Here is a 16477-nt window from a genome sequence, read left to right as displayed (position 1 = left end):
GCCTGCGGCGGCGGTCTTCAGCGTCAGCCGTCGGTATAGCGGCGGGGCGCGCTCCACAACTCTTCCGCATAGCCGCGCCGAATCCAGCTGCGGAAGCGGTAGCGGCGCGTGAAGCCATAGTCCGGCAGCAGCGCGCCGACGATCGACTGCCGGCCCGACGCGTCGATCTCGCGATTGGCCTCCTGGTTGACGCTGAGCAGCAGCGGAGCCCAGCCGCCGATCCGCGCGAAATAGCTGCGGCAGACGGCGTCGCCCATCTCAGGGAAGGAATCGCAGTTGACGATGATATCCGCGTCTATGACCCACGAATCGTCCATCTGCGGCGCGAGGACGAGGTCGACGCCCTCGCCGCGCGACGGCTCCGAGGGGCGGCGAAACGCCACGGGGACGTCAGGCAGGGCGCAACGCAGCTGGAAGAACTGCATGGCGGCGACGGTCGGCAGGTCGACGATCGTGTAATGGCCGGCGCCGGCGAGCATCGCATAGCGCGCCGCCTTGCCGAAGCCGCCGCCGATCTCGCAGATCTTCGGCCGCGCGACGCCGCTCGCCTCGATCGCGCGCAGGGCCAGATAGAGGGCCTGAATGTCGCGGCCGTGCAGCACGCCCGCGCCGGTCGAGAGGCCATAGAGCCCGTCGAACACTGCGGGCGGCGTGAGAGGGAAGCCGAGCGCGGCCTCGATATCGGCGACGAGCCGTTGCGAGGAGACGATGAGCGTTTCGCCGACGTAATCCTGCTCGGCGCATTCGACCCCCGCGAGCCCCATATATTGCGCGAGCGAGGCGAGCATGTCGTGGAAGGGCGCGACGGCGGCCCGGCGTCCCTCCGGCGACGCCGCGAGAAAATCCCGATAGGCCTGCTCGCCTTGTTCGAGTCCCGTGGCGGCCGAGGATTTCTGCACGTCGACGAGGCATTGCGCCAGCGCGCGCGGATCCTCGCCGTCGAGCAGAGCGAGCAGCGGCCGGTGGCGCTTGGAGACGATGTCGGTCCACATGGCGCCGCCGCCGCCCAATCGCCGCGCGCCCGCGCGGCCGGCCTGCGCGCGCCAGGCGCTCTGCAACTCGGCGGCGATCTCGACGTCGCGCTCGTCGACCGGGCGAAAGGAGAGCGCCGGTTCGAGTCGCGGCAGCCCGCGCCGCGTGGAATTGATCAGTCCGCTCGCGAAGCTCTCGCGGCCGGAGCTCGCGAGCAGCCAGAAATTCTCTGCGCGCACGCGGGCGGCCAATGTCTCTTCGGACCAGTCGCCCTCGGGCAGATCGAAATGAAAGCCGTAGCGCCCGTCGCCGAATCCGGCGCCCGCGAGATCCGCGCGCGGCTCGTCGGCGCGGGCCACGCCGATGACTTTTCCGGCGGAGCAGATCTCGACGTCGAAACGATCGCGCGGCCGCAGGCGGTCACAGACCCAGCCGTAGACCCGCCCGCCGCTCACGCCGTCGAGATAGCCGGAGAACTCCCTCTGCCGCTTGCGCATGAAGAACATGGGCCGTGCTCCTATAGCGCGCGCATGTTCCGCGTGGCGTCACTTGCGCGCAAATACCGAGAGAGCGGCGGAAGAGCCGTTGTCCGCCTCGCGGATTTCAGAAAATCCGGCCTTGTGCAATGCTTCGATCAGATCGTCGCGGCGCGGCAGCGGCGCGACGTTGCGATCCTCGTCGCGAACCGCTTCGCCGTCCTGCGGCGCGACTTGCGTGTGAATGAAGATCGCGTCGGCGCGTCGCGCGATGAGCGCGACGAAATCGAGCGGTTCGGCGAAACGCGCGTCGCAGGCGACGACGAAATCATAAGCCTTGTCGTCGTCGCGCAGAAATCGCTCGATGTCGCCGAGCCAGAAGCGCGAGCGCGTCAGGCGCATGACCTCTTTGGCGACGAGGCAGCGGATGAATCCGGCGCGGCTCGGCTCGATCGCGTCCACGCGCGCGCCGGCGGAATCGAGAAGGAAAGTATGGCCCGCCTCGCCCGGCGCGAGCTCGAGCACGGAGCGGCCCTCGAGCGAGCCGAAGCAATCGATCGCCCATCGAATGCGCGGGTCGTCATAGGCTTTCCGCTCTCCCGCCGAAACGCCGCATCGGGGCGGAAAGGCGCTGTTCCATCCGCCGATCGCGTCGACGGCGTTCTGCAGCCGAGGAGCGCTCGATACATAGGAATCGAAAACCTCCGCCGAGGGCCGCCATGCGCGTCGTTTCGGCAGCTTGTTTCGCAGCTTCCTCAGCATCGATCCCTTCGTTCCTCCCGATGATCGGCGCCGCGACGCCCCCGCGACGCGGCGCGATGGACTACGCCGTCGCGGCGCATTTGGCAATCGCGTCGCAGGCTCAAACGCGGAAATGCCGTCCCGGCGGAAGGCTGCGCAGCAATTGCAGGCGCGGCGCGGCGTTGTCGCGACTGTACCAGGGGTTGAATGCCGGATCCACATAGTCGAGCAGCGCGTATTTCTTGCGCAGCGCATCCTGCTCGCGGCGGAAGCGCGCGATATTGGCGTCGGTCTCGTCGCTTCCGCGGCTCGCCGATTCGTGATGGTAGAGCGTCGCGAATGGCGTCCACACGACGCGAAAGCCCGCGCGGCCCGCGCGCAAGCAATAATCCGTATCATTGTAGGCGATGGCGAAATTCTCCTCGTCGAGCCCGCCGACGGCCTCGAGGCAAGCGCGCGTGACGAGCATGCAGGCGCCCGTCACCGCGGCGAAGGATTGACGCACGGTGAGCCGGCCCATGGGGCCCTGATAATCGCCGGGCATTCCGCAGAACCAGTGTCCCGCCACCGAGCCGAGGCCGACGATGACGCCCGCATGCTGCAAAGCTCCATTGGGATAGAGCAGGCGCGCGCCGACGACGCCGGTCGACGGATAAGCGAGGCAGGAGACCATCTCTTTCAGCCAGCCCGCCTCGATGACTTGAATGTCGTTGTTGAGCAGCAGGACGCAATGCCCACGCGCCGCGCGCAGGCCGCGATTGATCTGCCGCGCGAAATTGAACGGCTCTTCCACTATGTCGACGGAAAAGAACGGACAAGCCGCCTTCGTTCGCTCATAGAGATCGAGAACGCGCTCGTCCTGCGTGCCATTGTCGACGACGATGATCTCCATCCTCGGATAGTCGGTCCGGCGCAAGAGATCGTCGAACAGGCGCGTGACGAGCGAAAACGAATCGCGGCTCGGCACGACGATGGAGACGAGCGGCCAGTCGCCATTGTTCGGCGCGAGAAGCACGCGATGCAGATCGGCGTTCAGCGCCGGCTCGACGACCGCGGGAGCGCCGTCGATGGAATAATTCTCCGCGAGCGCCCGGCGCGCGCTGGCGGTGGCGCGGTCGAGGAAGCTTACCGAATAGCTCTTGCCGTCGCGCCGCCAGAGATAGGCGGGGTAGGGGAGATGAACGACCTCCTCGGTCGCGAGGCCGCGCGTGTAGCGCAGCAGCAGATCATAGTCCTGCGAGCCTTCGAAGCCCTGGCGCAGGCCGCCGAGTCGCTGCAGCCGCTCGCGCCGATAGAGCGAGAGATGATTGACGTAATTGACGCCGGAGAGCAGCGCCGGATCGAAGGCCGGCTTCAGCGAATAGTGCTTGGGCTGCAGCTGCGCGTCGGCGACGATCTCGTCGGTGAAGACGAATTGCGCATGAGGCGCGCGCTCGATCGTCTCCAGCAGCGCGTCGACCGCGAAAGGCGCGAGCGCGTCGTCGTGATCGATGAAGCCGACCCAGTCGCCGCGCGCGGCGGCGAGCCCGCGATTGGTGGCGACGGCGATGCCGCCATTCCGCTCCGCGCGCAGAATCGTCACATTGGGCGTCTCGCCATGGCGCTGGAGCCAGTCGATCGTCTCGCGCGACGTCGAGCCGTCGTCGGAGAGGATCAGCTCATAGGCGCCGGCCCTCTGAATGCGGAAGGAGTCGAGCAATTGGTCGAGATAGAGCGCCGGCGCGTCGTAGACCGGCGCGACGAATGAGAGGGCCGGCCTGTCGCTCGTCCAGGCGGGCGCGTCGGCGAAACGATCATTCGCCATGGCGATCACCTGCTCGAAATGCGGCGTCGCGCCGCGCACTCTGGCGACGCGCGCGCCGACGCCGGAGAGCTCCGCCGCCCCGGGCCGCGCGACGACCTCGCAGAGCGGCGCCGCGCGCTCGCCCCTCGCCGCCGCGCGCAGACGCTTGCCGACGAAGGCGCGCACCGATTTCTCGTCATAGGCGACAAAGGCGCGAAAGCGGAACTGCGACGGATAGGAGGAGGGATCGAAGCGGACCTTGTGCACGCGGCCGAAACTTCGGAGCGAGACCACATAGACGCCGTCGCGCGTGTGCTTGAGCTCGATCTCCTCGTCCGGCTCGAAGCCCTTGCCGAAATCGATATAGATGCGCGGATCGAGCGTCTGGTCGGCGTCGGCGATCTCGAGGATGATATAGGCCGCGCGGAAAAACCGCGGCGCGAAGACGAAGAGCGGGTCCGGATCGGTGGCCCGCCAGCTCTCCCAACCGAGCCGCCGCAGGCCGGACCGACGCACAGAAGGAATTCTCAGCAACAAGACCATGCTTTCCGGAAAGTGGAGGCGGACGTCGGCTCCGAGACCTGACGATATAGTCGAGCCGCGCCGCCTCGGCCAAGCGATTTCGCGGCGCGCGGCATCGTCGGCCACGTGATTTGCGGTTGCGGAAAAGTGGCGAAAATGCGCCGAAGCGCCCGCGTGGACGAGGGCGGCCGGCTGGGCTATAAGAGCCGCGGTTCACGTCTTTGGCGGCTCCGGACGAGGCCCTTTCGAGAGAAGATGATCCAATTCCTAGACGTCTTCAAATTCTATAAGACCGAGCGGCACTCCAAGATCATTTTGGACCATGTGTCGACGGTCTTCGACTCGAGCTATTCGTACGGACTCCTCGGCGTCAACGGCGCCGGCAAATCGACGACGCTCAAGATCATCGCCGGCACCGAATTGCCGAATTCCGGCAAGGTGCGCCGCACCGTGCGCGTCTCATGGCCGCTCGGCTTCGGCGGCGGATTCCATCCGATGATGACGGGTCGCGAGAATGTGCATTTCATCGCGCGGGTCTATGGCGCCGATCCGCGCAAATCGGCCATGTTCGTCGAGGATTTCGCCGAGCTCGGCGATTATTTCGACGCGCCCGTGAAGACCTATTCCTCCGGCATGGGCGCCCGGCTCGCCTTCGGCATGTCGATGTCGATCGATTTCGACGTCTATCTCATCGACGAGATCACCGGCGTCGGCGACATGCGCTTTCAGAAGCGATGCCAGGAGGCCTTCGATCAGCGGCGCAAGAATTCGAGCGTGATTTTCGTCTCGCATTCGATGCAGGCGGTCAGCGATTATTGCGATCGCGGCGGCGTGCTCGTCGACGGACGCCTCTTCATGTTCGACACCGTCGGCAAGGCGATCGAAATGTATAATCGCATGAATAGATAGGGCGAGGATGGACGAACCGAAGTCTCCCGATCTTCGCACGGCCAATGCGCTGGAGCGCGCCGAGGCGGTTTCCCGCTTTCTGGCGGAGGCGGCGCGGCGCGCGCGATTTTCGGCCCGGGCGCGCGGCGCCTATCAAAAGTCGAGCTTCGCGTCGCGGCGCGGCGCCAAGGCGATGCGCATCGCTTTTCTCGTTCTCTTCGTGGCCATGGTGGCGATCCCCAATCTCGTGGGCGCGGTCTATTACGGGCTGATCGCCTCCGACCAATATGTGTCGGAGGCGAAGTTCACCGTGAGCAGCGCGGCGATACCCAAGCTCGACGGGCTCGGCTCGGTGACCGGCCTGCCGCAGATGATGATCTTTCAGGACACGATGGTCATCGTCGAATACATCGAGAGCCGCGCGATCGTCGAGCAGCTCGAGCGCCAGGTCGATCTGCGCGAGCGCTACGGCTCCGATCGGATCGACTGGTGGGCGCGTTTCAAGAAGTCGAAATCGATCGAGAAATTCACGGATTATTGGAAGAAGATGGCCACGGCGACGGTCGGCTTTCCTTCGGGAATCGTCACGCTGGCCGTGCGCGCCTTCTCGCCGGCCGACGCCAAGACGATCGCCGACAAGGTCATCGCCAATTGTGAGCAGCTGGTCAATGATCTCAACGAGCGCATGCGGCAGGACACGGTCAGAGCCTCCGAGCAGGATCTCGCGCGCGCCGCCGAACGGCTGAAGGTCGCGCGGCTGAATTTGGAGCGCGCGCGCAATGCGGAAGGCTTGATCGACGTCCGCCAGACGAGCAAGTCGCAGAGCGACGTGCTCACGGCGGTGGAAGTCGAGCTTTTGAAATATCAGCAGGAATATCTCACTCAATCGCGCTATGTCGACGAGAGCGCGCCGCAGATGCGCGTTCTGAAGCGGCGCATCGAATCGCTCGAGAAGCAGGTCGCCGAGCGCAGGGCGGAGATCACCACGCGCGAGGCGCAGGGGCTCGACGCGCTCGCCAAGAAAACGCTCTCCGGCAAGATGACGACCTTCGCCAATCTCGACCTCGAGCATAAGATCGCGGAGACGAGCTATGAGATCGCCACCGCCTCGCTCGATGGGGCGCGTTTGATGAGCGAGCGCAAGCTGCTCTATCTTCACCAGATCGAGTCGCCGGCGCTGCCGGAGGAGGCCCGTTATCCGCGGCGTTGGCTCTATCTGGGCTTGTTGCTCGCGGCGACGCTCGCCCTCTATGGGATCACCGTCGGCCTGATCGCCTTCGTGCGCAACCACATGGCCTGAGCCGATTTCCCGACGCGGTCCTGCGAAGGCGTGGCGCCCTTGCGATGCAGATGCGCGAGGCGCCGGCGCTCAGCGCTCGCGCATCAGCTGCGCGAGATAGGCGCCATACTGGCTCTTGGCGAATTTCTGCGCGGCGGCGCGCAGCGTCTCGGCGTCGATCCAGCCCTGGCGGAAGGCGATCTCCTCGAGGCAGGCGATGCGCTGCCCCTGACGGAGCTCTATCGCGCGGACATATTCGGCCGCCTCGAGCAGCGAAGCGGGCGTGCCGGTGTCGAGCCAGGCGAAGCCGCGTCCCAAGCGCTCGACGTTCAATTCGCCGCGCTGGAGATAGGTGTTGTTGAGATCGGTGATCTCCAATTCGCCGCGCGCGGAGGGTCTGAGCTCCGCCGCGAAATGCGGCGCGCGCTCGTCGTAGAAGTAGAGCCCCGTGACCGCCCAATTGGATTTCGGCGCTTTCGGCTTTTCCTCGAGCGACAGCGCGCGGCCGTCGGCGTCGAAATCGACGACGCCGTAACGTTCCGGATCGGCGACGTGATAGGCGAAGACGGTGGCGCCGCGGCCGACTTCTCTCGCCTTGGCCAGCGAGTCGGTGAGGCCGTGGCCGTAGAAAATATTGTCGCCGAGCACCAGAACGGAGCCTCTCCCTTCGACGAAGCCCGCGCCGATGATATAGGCCTGCGCCAGCCCGTCCGGGCGCGGCTGAACGGCGTAGGAGAGGGAAAGACCCCATTGCGCGCCGGAGCCGAGCAGGCGCCGAAAGGCCGCTTCGTCCTCCGGCGTCGTGATGACGAGAATTTCGCGCACGCCCGCGAGCATCAGCGCGCTCAGCGGATAATAGATCATCGGCTTGTCATAGACCGGCAGCAATTGCTTGGAGACGGCGAGCGTCGCGGGGTGAAGGCGCGTGCCGCTGCCGCCGGCGAGAATGATTCCACGCATGATCTTTTTCCTCAATGAGCGGAGCCGGCCAGCAGCCGGTCGACGCAATTGCCGAGCGATGAGCGCCACTCGGGCAGGGCGACGCGATAGATCTGCGAAAGTTTGGCGTTGTCGAGGCGCGAATTGGCCGGGCGCCGCGCCGGCGTCGGGTAGTCGGCCGTCGCGATGCGGCGAACGCGCACCGCTCGCCGGCCGCGCTCCGTGGCGCGCGCGAAGATCGCCTCGGCGACATCGGCCCAGCACGCTTCGCCCGCGCCCGTCATGTGAAACATGCCGCGCAGCTCCGGCGCGCGGTCGCGGACGAGGCGCGCGGCGAGGAGAAGCGTCGCGTCGGCGATATCGAGCGCGCTCGTCGGATTGCCGAGCTGATCGGCGACGACGCCGACCTCCTCGCGCGTCTCGCCGAGCCGCAGCATGGTGCGCACGAAATTCGCGCCGAAGGGGCTGTAGACCCAGGCCGTGCGCAAGATCGCGGCGTTCGGGCAGAGCGCGGCGACGCGCCTCTCGCCCTCGAGCTTGGAGCGGCCATAGGCGCCGAGCGGCGCCGTGGGATCGTCCTCGCGATAAGGGCGCGCGGCGGAGCCGTCGAACACATAATCGGTCGAAAAATGCAGCAGGGGAACGCCGAGCTCGGCAGCCGCTTCGGCGACATGGCCGGCGCCCTCGCCATTGACGCGCATGGCGAGCTCTTCCTCCTGCTCGGCCTTGTCGACGGCGGTATAGGCGGCCGCGTTGACGATCGCGTCGCAGCGCGCGTCGAGCAGCGCCGCGCGCACGCTCGCGCGGTTCGTTAGATCGAGCAGCGGCCGGCCGAGCGCGACGATCTCCGCTTTTTCCGCCGCGCGCTCGCGCAAGGAGGAGACGATCTGGCCTCGAGTCCCGGTGACGGCGATGCGCATCATCGTTCTCAATCGAATGTGTCGGCGAGATCGCGCAGGCGCGGCCAGCGGCGATCCTTGTCCGAAAGAATGGCGCGGTCGGGCGCGACCGGCCAGGCGATGTCGAGGTCGGGATCGTCGAAGGCGAGACCGCGATCATGCGGCGCCGAATAGAAATTCGTCACCTTATAGATGACCTCCGTATCGGGCTCGAGCGTGCAGAAGCCATGCGCGAATCCGATCGGAACGAGCAATTGCCGCCAATTCTCGGCGGAGAGCTCCACGGCGACATGGCGTCCGAAGCTCGGCGAAGAGCGGCGAATGTCGACCACGACGTCCAGAATGCGGCCACGCGTGACGCGCACCAGCTTGTCCTGCGCGAAGGGCGCCATCTGGAAGTGCAGGCCACGGAGGACGCCCGTATCGCGCGAGAGCGAATGATTGTCCTGCACGAAGCCGAGCGGCGGCAGGCCGCGCTCCTCCCAGCGCCTTTGATTATAGGTCTCGGAGAAAAAGCCGCGCGCGTCGCCGAACCGATCCGGCGTGACGATCTTGACGCCATCGAGCGCCGTGTCTTCGACCTTCATGCTGTCCTCTTGCGGAAGGCGAGCGCGTCAGGCGACGCAGCCGAGACGCTCGCCGCGATATTTTCCGGAGCGGATCGCTCTCCACCACTCCTCATTATCGAGATACCAGCGCACGGTCTTGCGCAGCCCGCTCGCAAAGCTCTCCTTGGCGCGCCAACCGAGCTCGCGCTCGATCTTGGAGCAATCGATCGCATAGCGCAGATCATGGCCCGGCCGATCCTGCACGAAGGCGATCAGCTCGCGGTAGGAGCGCGCGCGGGGCCTGATCTCGTCGAGGATATCGCAGATCGCCTGCACGACCTCTATGTTGCGCATCTCCGAGCGGCCGCCGACATTATAGGATTGCCCGACGACGCCGGCGCGCGCGACGAGAAGCAGCGCCTCGGCGTGATCCTCGACATAGAGCCAGTCGCGCACATTCTCGCCGCGACCATAGACCGGCAGCGGCTTTTCCTCGAGCGCATTGAGAATGGTGAGCGGAATGAGCTTTTCCGGGAAGTGATAGGGGCCGTAATTATTGGAGCAATTGGTGACGATGGTCGGCAGGCCATAGGTCTCGCGCCAGGCGCGGGCGAGATGGTCGGAGCCGGCCTTGGAGGCGGAATAGGGCGAGTTCGGCGCATAGGGCGTGTCCTCGCGGAACAGCCCCTCGGCCCCGAGCGCGCCAAAGACCTCGTCGGTCGAGACATGCAGGAAGCGAAAGCCGGCGGCCTTGTCCGCGTCGAGGCGGCGCCAATGGTCGAGCGCGGCGGCGAGCAGGGTGAATGTGCCGACGACATTGGTCTCGATGAAGGCGGCGGGGCCGTCGATGGAGCGATCGACATGGCTCTCGGCGGCGAGATGCATCACCACATCGGGCCGGAACTCCTCGAAAGCGGCGTCGACGGCGGCGCGGTCGCAGATGTCGGCGCGGCGAAAGGAGTAGCGCCGATCGCCGGCGATGGGCGCAAGCGAATCGAGATTGCCGGCGTAAGTGAGCTTGTCGAAGACGAGCAGCTCGTGCGGCGTCGTCTCGATGATGCGCCGCGAGAGCGCCGAGCCGATGAATCCGGCGCCGCCGGTCACGAGCAGCCGCTTCTTATCGCTCGATCCGTCTCGGGCCGCAGTCTCCGAGAAATAAGACGCATCCACGAAAAGCACCTCGTTCCGGTCGAAGGTCTTGCGCCGTCCTCGACGCCCGAAAATTGTCGATCCGAGCGGCTATTGGAAGATCGCGCGCGCTCTGTCAATTGCGGCTCATTCCGACCTCTTTGGTCTGCCTTTTCCATCTATATGTTCTTAAAAACATATTCTCGCGCCGTCGCTCCGCGGCCTGGAGCGTCTCTCCGCGAAGAGGGGCCAGCCGCGGGAAGTTTGGACCAATTCCAGACTCCTTGCGCGGGACGGCGGTTTCGCGCTATCCCGCCGCCCGTGGCGCCGTGACAAACCGGCGACCCTTCCGAGAGTAATCGATGTTTCAGCGTCCCGGCAAGGCGGCCTTCGCCTTCATCCTGGTCACCGTCGCGCTCGACATGCTGGCGCTCGGCGTGATGATCCCGGTGCTTCCCAAGCTCATCGTGGAATTCGAAGGCGGCGATTTGAAGAGCGCGTCCATCGCGACGGGCGTGTTCGGTTTCGCCTGGGCCTTCATGCAATTCCTGTTTCAGCCCGTGCTCGGGGCGCTGTCGGATCGTTTCGGCCGCCGGCCAGTCGTGCTGCTCTCCAATCTGGGCATGGGGCTCGACTATGTGTTCATGGCGCTCGCGCCGTCCCTGTCCTTCCTTTTCGTCGGGCGGCTGATATCGGGCGTGACGGCGGCGAGCGTGTCGACGGCGACCGCCTATATCGCGGACATCACGGAACCGGAGAAGCGCGCCGGGCGCTTCGGCATGATCGGCGCGGCCTTCGGAGTGGGCTTCATCCTCGGCCCGGCGCTCGGCGGCGTGCTCGGCAGTCACGACCTGCGTTATCCCTTCTGGGCGGCGGCGGCGCTGAGCCTCGTCAATGCGGCCTATGGCTATTTCATCCTGCCGGAGTCGCTCGCGCCGGAGAAGCGCACGGCCTCGATCCTGTGGCGCAGCGCCAATGTGCTGGGCTCGCTGGACTTCTTGCGGCGGGAGCGAGCGCTCGGACTGCTGGCGGTCGCGATCTTCCTCTCCTATCTCGCGCATGAGTCGCTGCCGAGCCTCTTCGTGCTCTACACCGAATATCGCTACCATTGGGACGCGGAGACGACAGGCTGGGCGCTCGCCATCGTCGGCGTGTCGCAGACGGTCGTATCCGGCGGATTGGTGCGGCCGGCGGTCAAGCGCTTCGGCGAACGCGCGACGATGGTCGTCGCTCTGGCCGCCGGCGCGCTCGGCTTCGCCGCCTACGCCTTCGCGCCGACGGGCGGGATGTTCATGGCGGCGCCGCCGCTCATCGCGCTCTGGGCGATGGCCAATCCGGCCTTTCAGGGTCTTGCGACGCGTTTCGCCTCGGCCTCGGAGCAGGGGCGGCTGCAAGGGGCGCTGGCGAGCCTGCGCGCCGTCTCGGGAATGGTCGGCCCGCTGTTCTTCACGCAGATTCTCTCCCTCTCGATCGGCGCCGGCGGCTTTCCGGGAGCGGGCTATTTCGTCGCGGCGCTGCTGCTCGCCGCGAGCCTCGTCGTGGCCCGCAGCGCCGTGAGCGGCGCCGTGGCGCTGCCCACCTCCGTCTGACGTCGCAATCCGCCGCGCGGCCGATTATATTGGTCGTCGTCGGTCTTTGCCGGCCAATCCGGACATGCGCATGAGCCTCGTCGCTGCGGCGGTCTATCTCGCCATTTTCTCCTCCGCCATTCTCGGCGTCTATCTGCAGCGTAGGCAGGAGCGGGCGGCGCTCGCCGATCGCGGTCGTCCGCCGGCGCAATTCGCGGCGACGATCACGGCGGAGGATCATTGCCGCGCCGCGGACTACACGGCCGCGCGCATGCGCCTCTCCGTCGCCGAGACCCTGCTCGACGCGACGCTCGCCATCGCCTGGCTCGCCCTCCTGCTCGGCCCTCTCCACGGGCTGCTCGCGCAAGTCTTCGCGCCCGGCCTCTCGCTCAGCGTGGCGGTCGTCGTCGCCGTGGCGGTCGTCGACCATCTGCTGCGCCTGCCCTTCTCGCTCGCCGAGACCTTCGGCCTCGAGGCGCGCTTCGGCTTCAACCGTTCGACCCCCGCCATGTTCCTGCTCGACGAGGCGAAGGGCGCGGCGCTCTGGCTGCTCTTCTTCGTTCCGCTGCTCTACGGCCTGTTCTTCGCGGCGCGCTTCTCGCCCGACTATTGGTGGATCGCGGGCTTCGTCGTCTCGGTGGCTCTGCTGCTGGCCATGACGGTGATCTACCCCTCCTTCATCGCCCCTATCTTCAACAAATTCGCACCGCTCGAGGACGAGGCGCTGCAGGCGCGCATGGAGCAATTGCTCTCCCGTTGCGGCTTCGAGTCGGGCGGGCTCTTCGTCATGGACGCCTCGACCCGCTCGACCCATGGCAACGCTTATTTTTCCGGCTTCGGCAAGGCGAAGCGAATCGTCTTCTTCGACACTCTGCTGCGCAAGCATACGGGAGACGAGATCCTCGCCATCCTCGCCCATGAGCTCGGGCATTATAAATTCGGCCATGTGCGGCAGCGTGTTCTGCAGGCGTCGGCCATTCTCTTCCTGGGCTTCGCGGCGCTGCACCTCGCCTTCACGCGAGGGCTCGCCGGCGCCTTCGGCCTGCCGAACGATCCGGGCGTCATATTGGTCATCGCGCTGACCGCGGCCGCGCCCATCGTCCATCTTTTGTCGCCGCTCACCAATTTCCTGTCGCGCCGCGCCGAATTCGAGGCCGACGGCTTCGCCCGCTCGATCTATGGCAAGGAGCCGATGGTCAGCGCGCTGACCAAGCTCTCGCGCGACAATCTCTCGACGCTGACGCCGGACCGGCTCTATGCGCTCTTCTATTATTCGCATCCGCCGGCTCCGATCCGCATCGCGGCGCTCGAGGAGGCTGGACACGTGTGATATCGTTTCCGTGTGATCGCTTCGCTCGAAGAAGCGATGACCGCCCGTCCGTCATTGCGAGCGAAGCGAAGCAATCCAGTGCCGTGGGGCGGCTGAAGGATTGCTTCGTCGCTCCGCTCCTCGCAATGACGACCATGCGGAATGCGAAGCATTCACACGGAAACCGTATGAGTGGGCAGTAGGCAGTAGTGAGTAGTGAGTGGGGAATCTGCCCTATTCACTACTCACCACTCACCACTCACCACTCGCTATACTGCCGCAACGATGGTCACGCCGCATCCGCCTTGCCACGGAAATAATGGAAATCGCCGCGCGTGATCAGCGTGTCGCCGGGCGTGATCTCATGCGGAGCGAGATCGGCCGCGGACCGCAGCCGCTCATAGATGGGGCCGAAATCCCGATAGCAGGCCTCGAGCAGGCGCTCGAAACCGTCGATGACGAAATAGCACTGCTGGAAATCGTCGATGACGTAATTGGTGCGCATCACACGCTCGAGATCGAAGGCGATGCGATTGGGAGACATGTCCTCGATCGAAAAGACCGTCTCGGCCGGCGAGGAGAGTATCCCGGCGCCGAAAATACGCAGCCCCGAGGGCGCGGCGACGAGCCCGAACTCCACCGTATACCAATAGAGCCGCGCGAGATTGGCGAGCTGGCCGCGCGCCAGCGCCCGCCGCCCGCCCTCGCCATAGGCCTGCATGAACCGCGCATAGACGGGGTTGGCGAGCAGCGGGACATGGCCGAACACATCATGGAAGACATCCGGCTCCTCGAGATAGTCGAGCTCCTCCTCCGGGCGGATGAAGGCGCCGGCGGGAAAGCGCCGGTTGGCGAGATGCTCGAAGAAGACATCGTCCGGCACGAGGCCGGCGACGGCGACGACGCGCCAGCCGGTCAGCGCGTAAAGGCGCGCGCCGAGCTCCTCGAAATCGGGAACGCCGCCGGGCGACAGCGCCAGCGCGTCCATGGCGGCGAGAAATTCGTCGCAGGCGCGGCCGGGCAGGAGCCGCGCCTGGCGCGCATAGAGCCGGTTCCAGCGGTCGTGCTCGGCCGCGCTATAGGAGGGCCAATTCTGGTCGATCGTCCAATCCGCCCGGCGCGGCGCGTCGGCGTAACGGTTCTTGTCTTTCTCCATGCCGCCCTCCTCGAGAAGCCGGGCCTCTCGGAATTAGATAGGCGGTAGGCGCCCCCATGCAAAGCCGCTCAGGCCGGCGCGAAATGCGCGGTGAAATGGCGCAGGAACGGCGCCTGTTTCACGATGCGAAACGGCGGGATCGCGGCGGCCTCGCGAAAGACGCTCTCGATCGTCTCGATCACATAGTCGAAATGGCTCTGCGTATAGACGCGGCGCGGAAAGGCGAGGCGCACCAATTCGCGCGGCGCCGGCGTCTCCGTCCCATCCTCATTGCTGCGGCCGAACATCAGGCTGCCGAGCTCCACGCCACGCACGCCGCCCTCGAGATAGAGCGCAGCGGTAAGGCCTATGCCAGGAAAATCCGTCGGGCGAAGATGCGGGCAGACGCCCGCGGCGTCGATGAAGACGGCGTGGCCGCCCGCCGGCCGCACGATGGGGACGCCGCGCGCGACGAGGCGAGACGCGAGATATTCGACGGTCGCATGGCGATAGCGCTGGTAATCCTCCTCCAGCGCCTCCTCGAGCCCGACGGCGATCGCTTCGAGATCGCGTCCGGCGAGGCCGCCATAGGTCGGAAAGCCCTCGGTGAGGATCAGGAGATTGCGGAAATCCTCCGCCCAGCCGTCGTCATTGCAGGCGAAGAATCCGCCGATATTGGCGAGCCCGTCCTTTTTGGCGCTCATCGTCGCGCCGTCGCAGAGCGAGAACATCTCGCGCGCTATGTCGATGAGAGCGCGGTCGGCGTAGCCTTCCTCCCACAGCTTGATGAAATAGGCGTTCTCCGCGAAGCGGCAGGCGTCGAGCGCCAGCGGAATCCCATGCCGCTCGAGCAGAGCCTTGGCCGCGCGGATATTGCCCAGCGAGACGGGCTGGCCGCCGCCGGCGTTGTTCGTCGCCGTTATCATGCAGAAGGGAATTTTCTTGCCCTCTCGCTCGAGCACGCGCTCCAGCGCCTCGAGATCGATATCGCCTTTGAAGCGCGTTTCCGCGTGAATGTCGGCGGCTTTTGCGCTCGGCAGATCGAGCGCCGTCGCGCCGACATATTCGATGTTGGCGCGCGTCGTGTCGAAATGGCTGTTGTTGGGGACGATGTCGCCTCTCTTCAGCCTCGTGGCGGCGAGAATGCGCTCCGCCGCGCGGCCCTGATGCGTGGGAAAAATATGCTTGAAACCGGTGATGTCGCGAATGGTCTTCTCGAAGCGGCGCCAGGATCTGCTTCCGGCGTAGCTCTCGTCGCCGAGCATGAGCGCGGCCCATTGCCGGTCCGACATGGCGCCCGTGCCGCTGTCGGTCAGAAGGTCGATGGTGATATTTTCGGCGTCGAGCAGAAACACATTGTAATGCGCCGCCTTCAGCCGTTCCTCGCGCGTCTGCCGCGTGGTGATCGGCAGAGCTTCGGTCATTTTTATGCGGAAGGGCTCGATGATGGTGCGCATATTCGTCTCCTTCGCGATACGAAATAGGGCGCGGCGCCGGCGCCGCTTTACGTGACGTCGTCGCCTGTGGCAAAAGCGTCGGCGCGAATAGAGGAGACCTCATGGCGGCCGATGTCACTTTTCCCGCCGCCGCCGCGGCGGGCGTGCTCTCGTTTCTGAGCCCCTGCGTGCTGCCCTTGGTGCCGCCCTATCTCACCTTCATCGCGGGCGCGAGCCTCGAGGAGCTGACCGTCGTCGGCAAGTCGCGCGCGCGTCGCGACGTGCTCATCGCCTCTCTGCTCTTCGTCGCCGGCTTCTCGACGGTCTTCGTCGCGCTCGGCGCGACGGCGAGCGTGTTCGGCAAGGTTCTGCGCGCCAATCTGGAGATATTGTCGATCGCCGCCGGTATCGCCATCATTCTGATGGGCCTGCATTTCCTCGGCGTGTTCAAGATCGGCCTGCTCTATCGCGAGAAGCGCTTCGACGTCGGCCGTCCGGTCGGACGGCTCGGCGCCTATGTGATGGGCCTCGCTTTCGCTTTCGGCTGGACGCCCTGCATCGGGCCCATCCTCGCCGCCATTCTCGCCGTTGCCAGCTCGCAGGAGACGGTCGCCAAGGGCGCGGCTCTGCTCGCGATCTATTCGGCCGGCCTCGGCCTCCCCTTCCTCGCCGCCGCCGCCGCCATGGGGCCTTTCATGGGCTTCATGCAGCGTTTCAAAATGCATTTCGGCAAGGTGGAGAAAATCGTCGGCGCTCTGCTCGTGCTCACGGGCCTCGCTTTTCTCACCGGCGGGATGCAGAATTTCTCCTTCTGGCTGCTGCAGACCTTCCCCGGTCTCGCGAATTTCGGCTGA

The 16477-nt window shown here is 65.8% G+C and carries 14 protein-coding genes; 5 read left to right on the top strand and 9 right to left on the bottom strand.

What is annotated here, in order from left to right:
* Positions 1-23: 23 nt before the first annotated feature.
* The 3 genes from Mspo_RS01225 to Mspo_RS01215 form a co-directional block, all read right to left on the bottom strand.
* A complete protein-coding gene (locus Mspo_RS01225) occupies positions 24-1478 on the bottom strand; it encodes a hypothetical protein (RefSeq protein ID WP_159726108.1) in 1455 nt (484 codons plus the stop codon).
* Between the two features lie 39 nt (positions 1479-1517).
* On the bottom strand, positions 1518-2210 hold the full coding sequence (locus Mspo_RS01220) for a bifunctional 2-polyprenyl-6-hydroxyphenol methylase/3-demethylubiquinol 3-O-methyltransferase UbiG (protein WP_159726107.1): 693 nt from the start codon (positions 2208-2210) through the stop codon (positions 1518-1520).
* Between the two features lie 100 nt (positions 2211-2310).
* Positions 2311-4488: a glycosyltransferase family 2 protein gene (locus Mspo_RS01215; RefSeq protein ID WP_244613023.1), complete on the bottom strand. Its 2178-nt coding sequence runs from the start codon at positions 4486-4488 to the stop codon at positions 2311-2313.
* Between the two features lie 261 nt (positions 4489-4749).
* On the opposite strand from Mspo_RS01215, the gene Mspo_RS01210 reads away from it, so the two are divergent.
* Together Mspo_RS01210 and Mspo_RS01205 are read left to right on the top strand one after the other, a co-directional pair.
* Entirely contained in the window at positions 4750-5403 is a 654-nt protein-coding gene (locus tag Mspo_RS01210; RefSeq protein WP_159726105.1) for an ABC transporter ATP-binding protein, read from the top strand.
* A gap of 7 nt (positions 5404-5410) precedes the next feature.
* On the top strand, positions 5411-6682 hold the full coding sequence (locus Mspo_RS01205; protein WP_159726104.1) for a lipopolysaccharide biosynthesis protein: 1272 nt from the start codon (positions 5411-5413) through the stop codon (positions 6680-6682).
* Positions 6683-6751: 69 nt separating this feature from the next.
* On the opposite strand, the gene rfbA is transcribed toward Mspo_RS01205, so the two are convergent.
* Genes rfbA through rfbB form a run of 4 tightly spaced genes read right to left on the bottom strand, consistent with a single transcriptional unit; the run spans position 6752 to position 10151 of the window.
* Positions 6752-7621: a glucose-1-phosphate thymidylyltransferase RfbA gene (gene rfbA, locus Mspo_RS01200; protein ID WP_159726103.1), complete on the bottom strand. Its 870-nt coding sequence runs from the start codon at positions 7619-7621 to the stop codon at positions 6752-6754.
* Between the two features lie 11 nt (positions 7622-7632).
* Complete coding sequence (rfbD, locus tag Mspo_RS01195) at positions 7633-8520, bottom strand: dTDP-4-dehydrorhamnose reductase (protein WP_159726148.1); 888 nt, start codon at positions 8518-8520, stop codon at positions 7633-7635.
* 8 nt (positions 8521-8528) lie between these two features.
* Positions 8529-9086 (bottom strand): dTDP-4-dehydrorhamnose 3,5-epimerase, encoded by a 558-nt coding sequence (rfbC, locus tag Mspo_RS01190; RefSeq protein WP_159726102.1) that lies wholly within the window; start codon positions 9084-9086, stop codon positions 8529-8531.
* 27 nt (positions 9087-9113) lie between these two features.
* Complete coding sequence (rfbB, locus tag Mspo_RS01185; protein ID WP_159726147.1) at positions 9114-10151, bottom strand: dTDP-glucose 4,6-dehydratase; 1038 nt, start codon at positions 10149-10151, stop codon at positions 9114-9116.
* Positions 10152-10537: 386 nt separating this feature from the next.
* Between rfbB and Mspo_RS01180 the strand changes: the two genes are divergently transcribed.
* Positions 10538-11764: a TCR/Tet family MFS transporter gene (locus Mspo_RS01180; protein ID WP_159726101.1), complete on the top strand. Its 1227-nt coding sequence runs from the start codon at positions 10538-10540 to the stop codon at positions 11762-11764.
* Between the two features lie 70 nt (positions 11765-11834).
* Positions 11835-13073 carry a M48 family metallopeptidase gene (locus Mspo_RS01175; RefSeq protein WP_159726100.1) on the top strand — a complete coding sequence of 413 codons (1239 nt, stop codon included), beginning with the start codon at positions 11835-11837 and terminating at the stop codon, positions 13071-13073.
* A 268-nt stretch (positions 13074-13341) separates the two neighbouring features.
* Here the strand turns inward: Mspo_RS01175 and phhA are convergent, their stop codons facing one another.
* The gene (gene phhA / locus Mspo_RS01170) at positions 13342-14208 is read right to left on the bottom strand and encodes a phenylalanine 4-monooxygenase (RefSeq protein ID WP_159726099.1); all 867 of its coding nucleotides are present in this window, start codon (positions 14206-14208) and stop codon (positions 13342-13344) included.
* A gap of 68 nt (positions 14209-14276) precedes the next feature.
* The gene (locus Mspo_RS01165) at positions 14277-15644 is read right to left on the bottom strand and encodes a tryptophanase (protein ID WP_159726098.1); all 1368 of its coding nucleotides are present in this window, start codon (positions 15642-15644) and stop codon (positions 14277-14279) included.
* 101 nt (positions 15645-15745) lie between these two features.
* Between Mspo_RS01165 and Mspo_RS01160 the strand changes: the two genes are divergently transcribed.
* Positions 15746-16477: a cytochrome c biogenesis CcdA family protein gene (locus Mspo_RS01160; RefSeq protein WP_159726097.1), complete on the top strand. Its 732-nt coding sequence runs from the start codon at positions 15746-15748 to the stop codon at positions 16475-16477.

The organism is Methylosinus sp. Ce-a6 (genome assembly GCF_009811655.1).
Lineage (GTDB): Bacteria > Pseudomonadota > Alphaproteobacteria > Rhizobiales > Beijerinckiaceae > Methylosinus.
The sequence above is the reverse complement of the archived record's forward strand: the minus strand, read 5'-3'. Positions and strand labels throughout refer to the sequence as shown.

Coding starts and splice junctions, on each gene's coding strand:
- Mspo_RS01225 (WP_159726108.1), bottom strand. CDS start 1,478: ATGTTCTTCATGCGCAAGCGGCAGAGGGAGTTCTCCGGCTATCTCGAC.
- Mspo_RS01220 (WP_159726107.1), bottom strand. CDS start 2,210: ATGCTGAGGAAGCTGCGAAACAAGCTGCCGAAACGACGCGCATGGCGG.
- Mspo_RS01210 (WP_159726105.1), top strand. CDS start 4,750: ATGATCCAATTCCTAGACGTCTTCAAATTCTATAAGACCGAGCGGCAC.
- Mspo_RS01205 (WP_159726104.1), top strand. CDS start 5,411: ATGGACGAACCGAAGTCTCCCGATCTTCGCACGGCCAATGCGCTGGAG.
- rfbA (WP_159726103.1), bottom strand. CDS start 7,621: ATGCGTGGAATCATTCTCGCCGGCGGCAGCGGCACGCGCCTTCACCCC.
- rfbD (WP_159726148.1), bottom strand. CDS start 8,520: ATGCGCATCGCCGTCACCGGGACTCGAGGCCAGATCGTCTCCTCCTTG.
- rfbC (WP_159726102.1), bottom strand. CDS start 9,086: ATGAAGGTCGAAGACACGGCGCTCGATGGCGTCAAGATCGTCACGCCG.
- Mspo_RS01180 (WP_159726101.1), top strand. CDS start 10,538: ATGTTTCAGCGTCCCGGCAAGGCGGCCTTCGCCTTCATCCTGGTCACC.
- Mspo_RS01175 (WP_159726100.1), top strand. CDS start 11,835: ATGAGCCTCGTCGCTGCGGCGGTCTATCTCGCCATTTTCTCCTCCGCC.
- phhA (WP_159726099.1), bottom strand. CDS start 14,208: ATGGAGAAAGACAAGAACCGTTACGCCGACGCGCCGCGCCGGGCGGAT.
- Mspo_RS01165 (WP_159726098.1), bottom strand. CDS start 15,644: ATGCGCACCATCATCGAGCCCTTCCGCATAAAAATGACCGAAGCTCTG.
- Mspo_RS01160 (WP_159726097.1), top strand. CDS start 15,746: ATGGCGGCCGATGTCACTTTTCCCGCCGCCGCCGCGGCGGGCGTGCTC.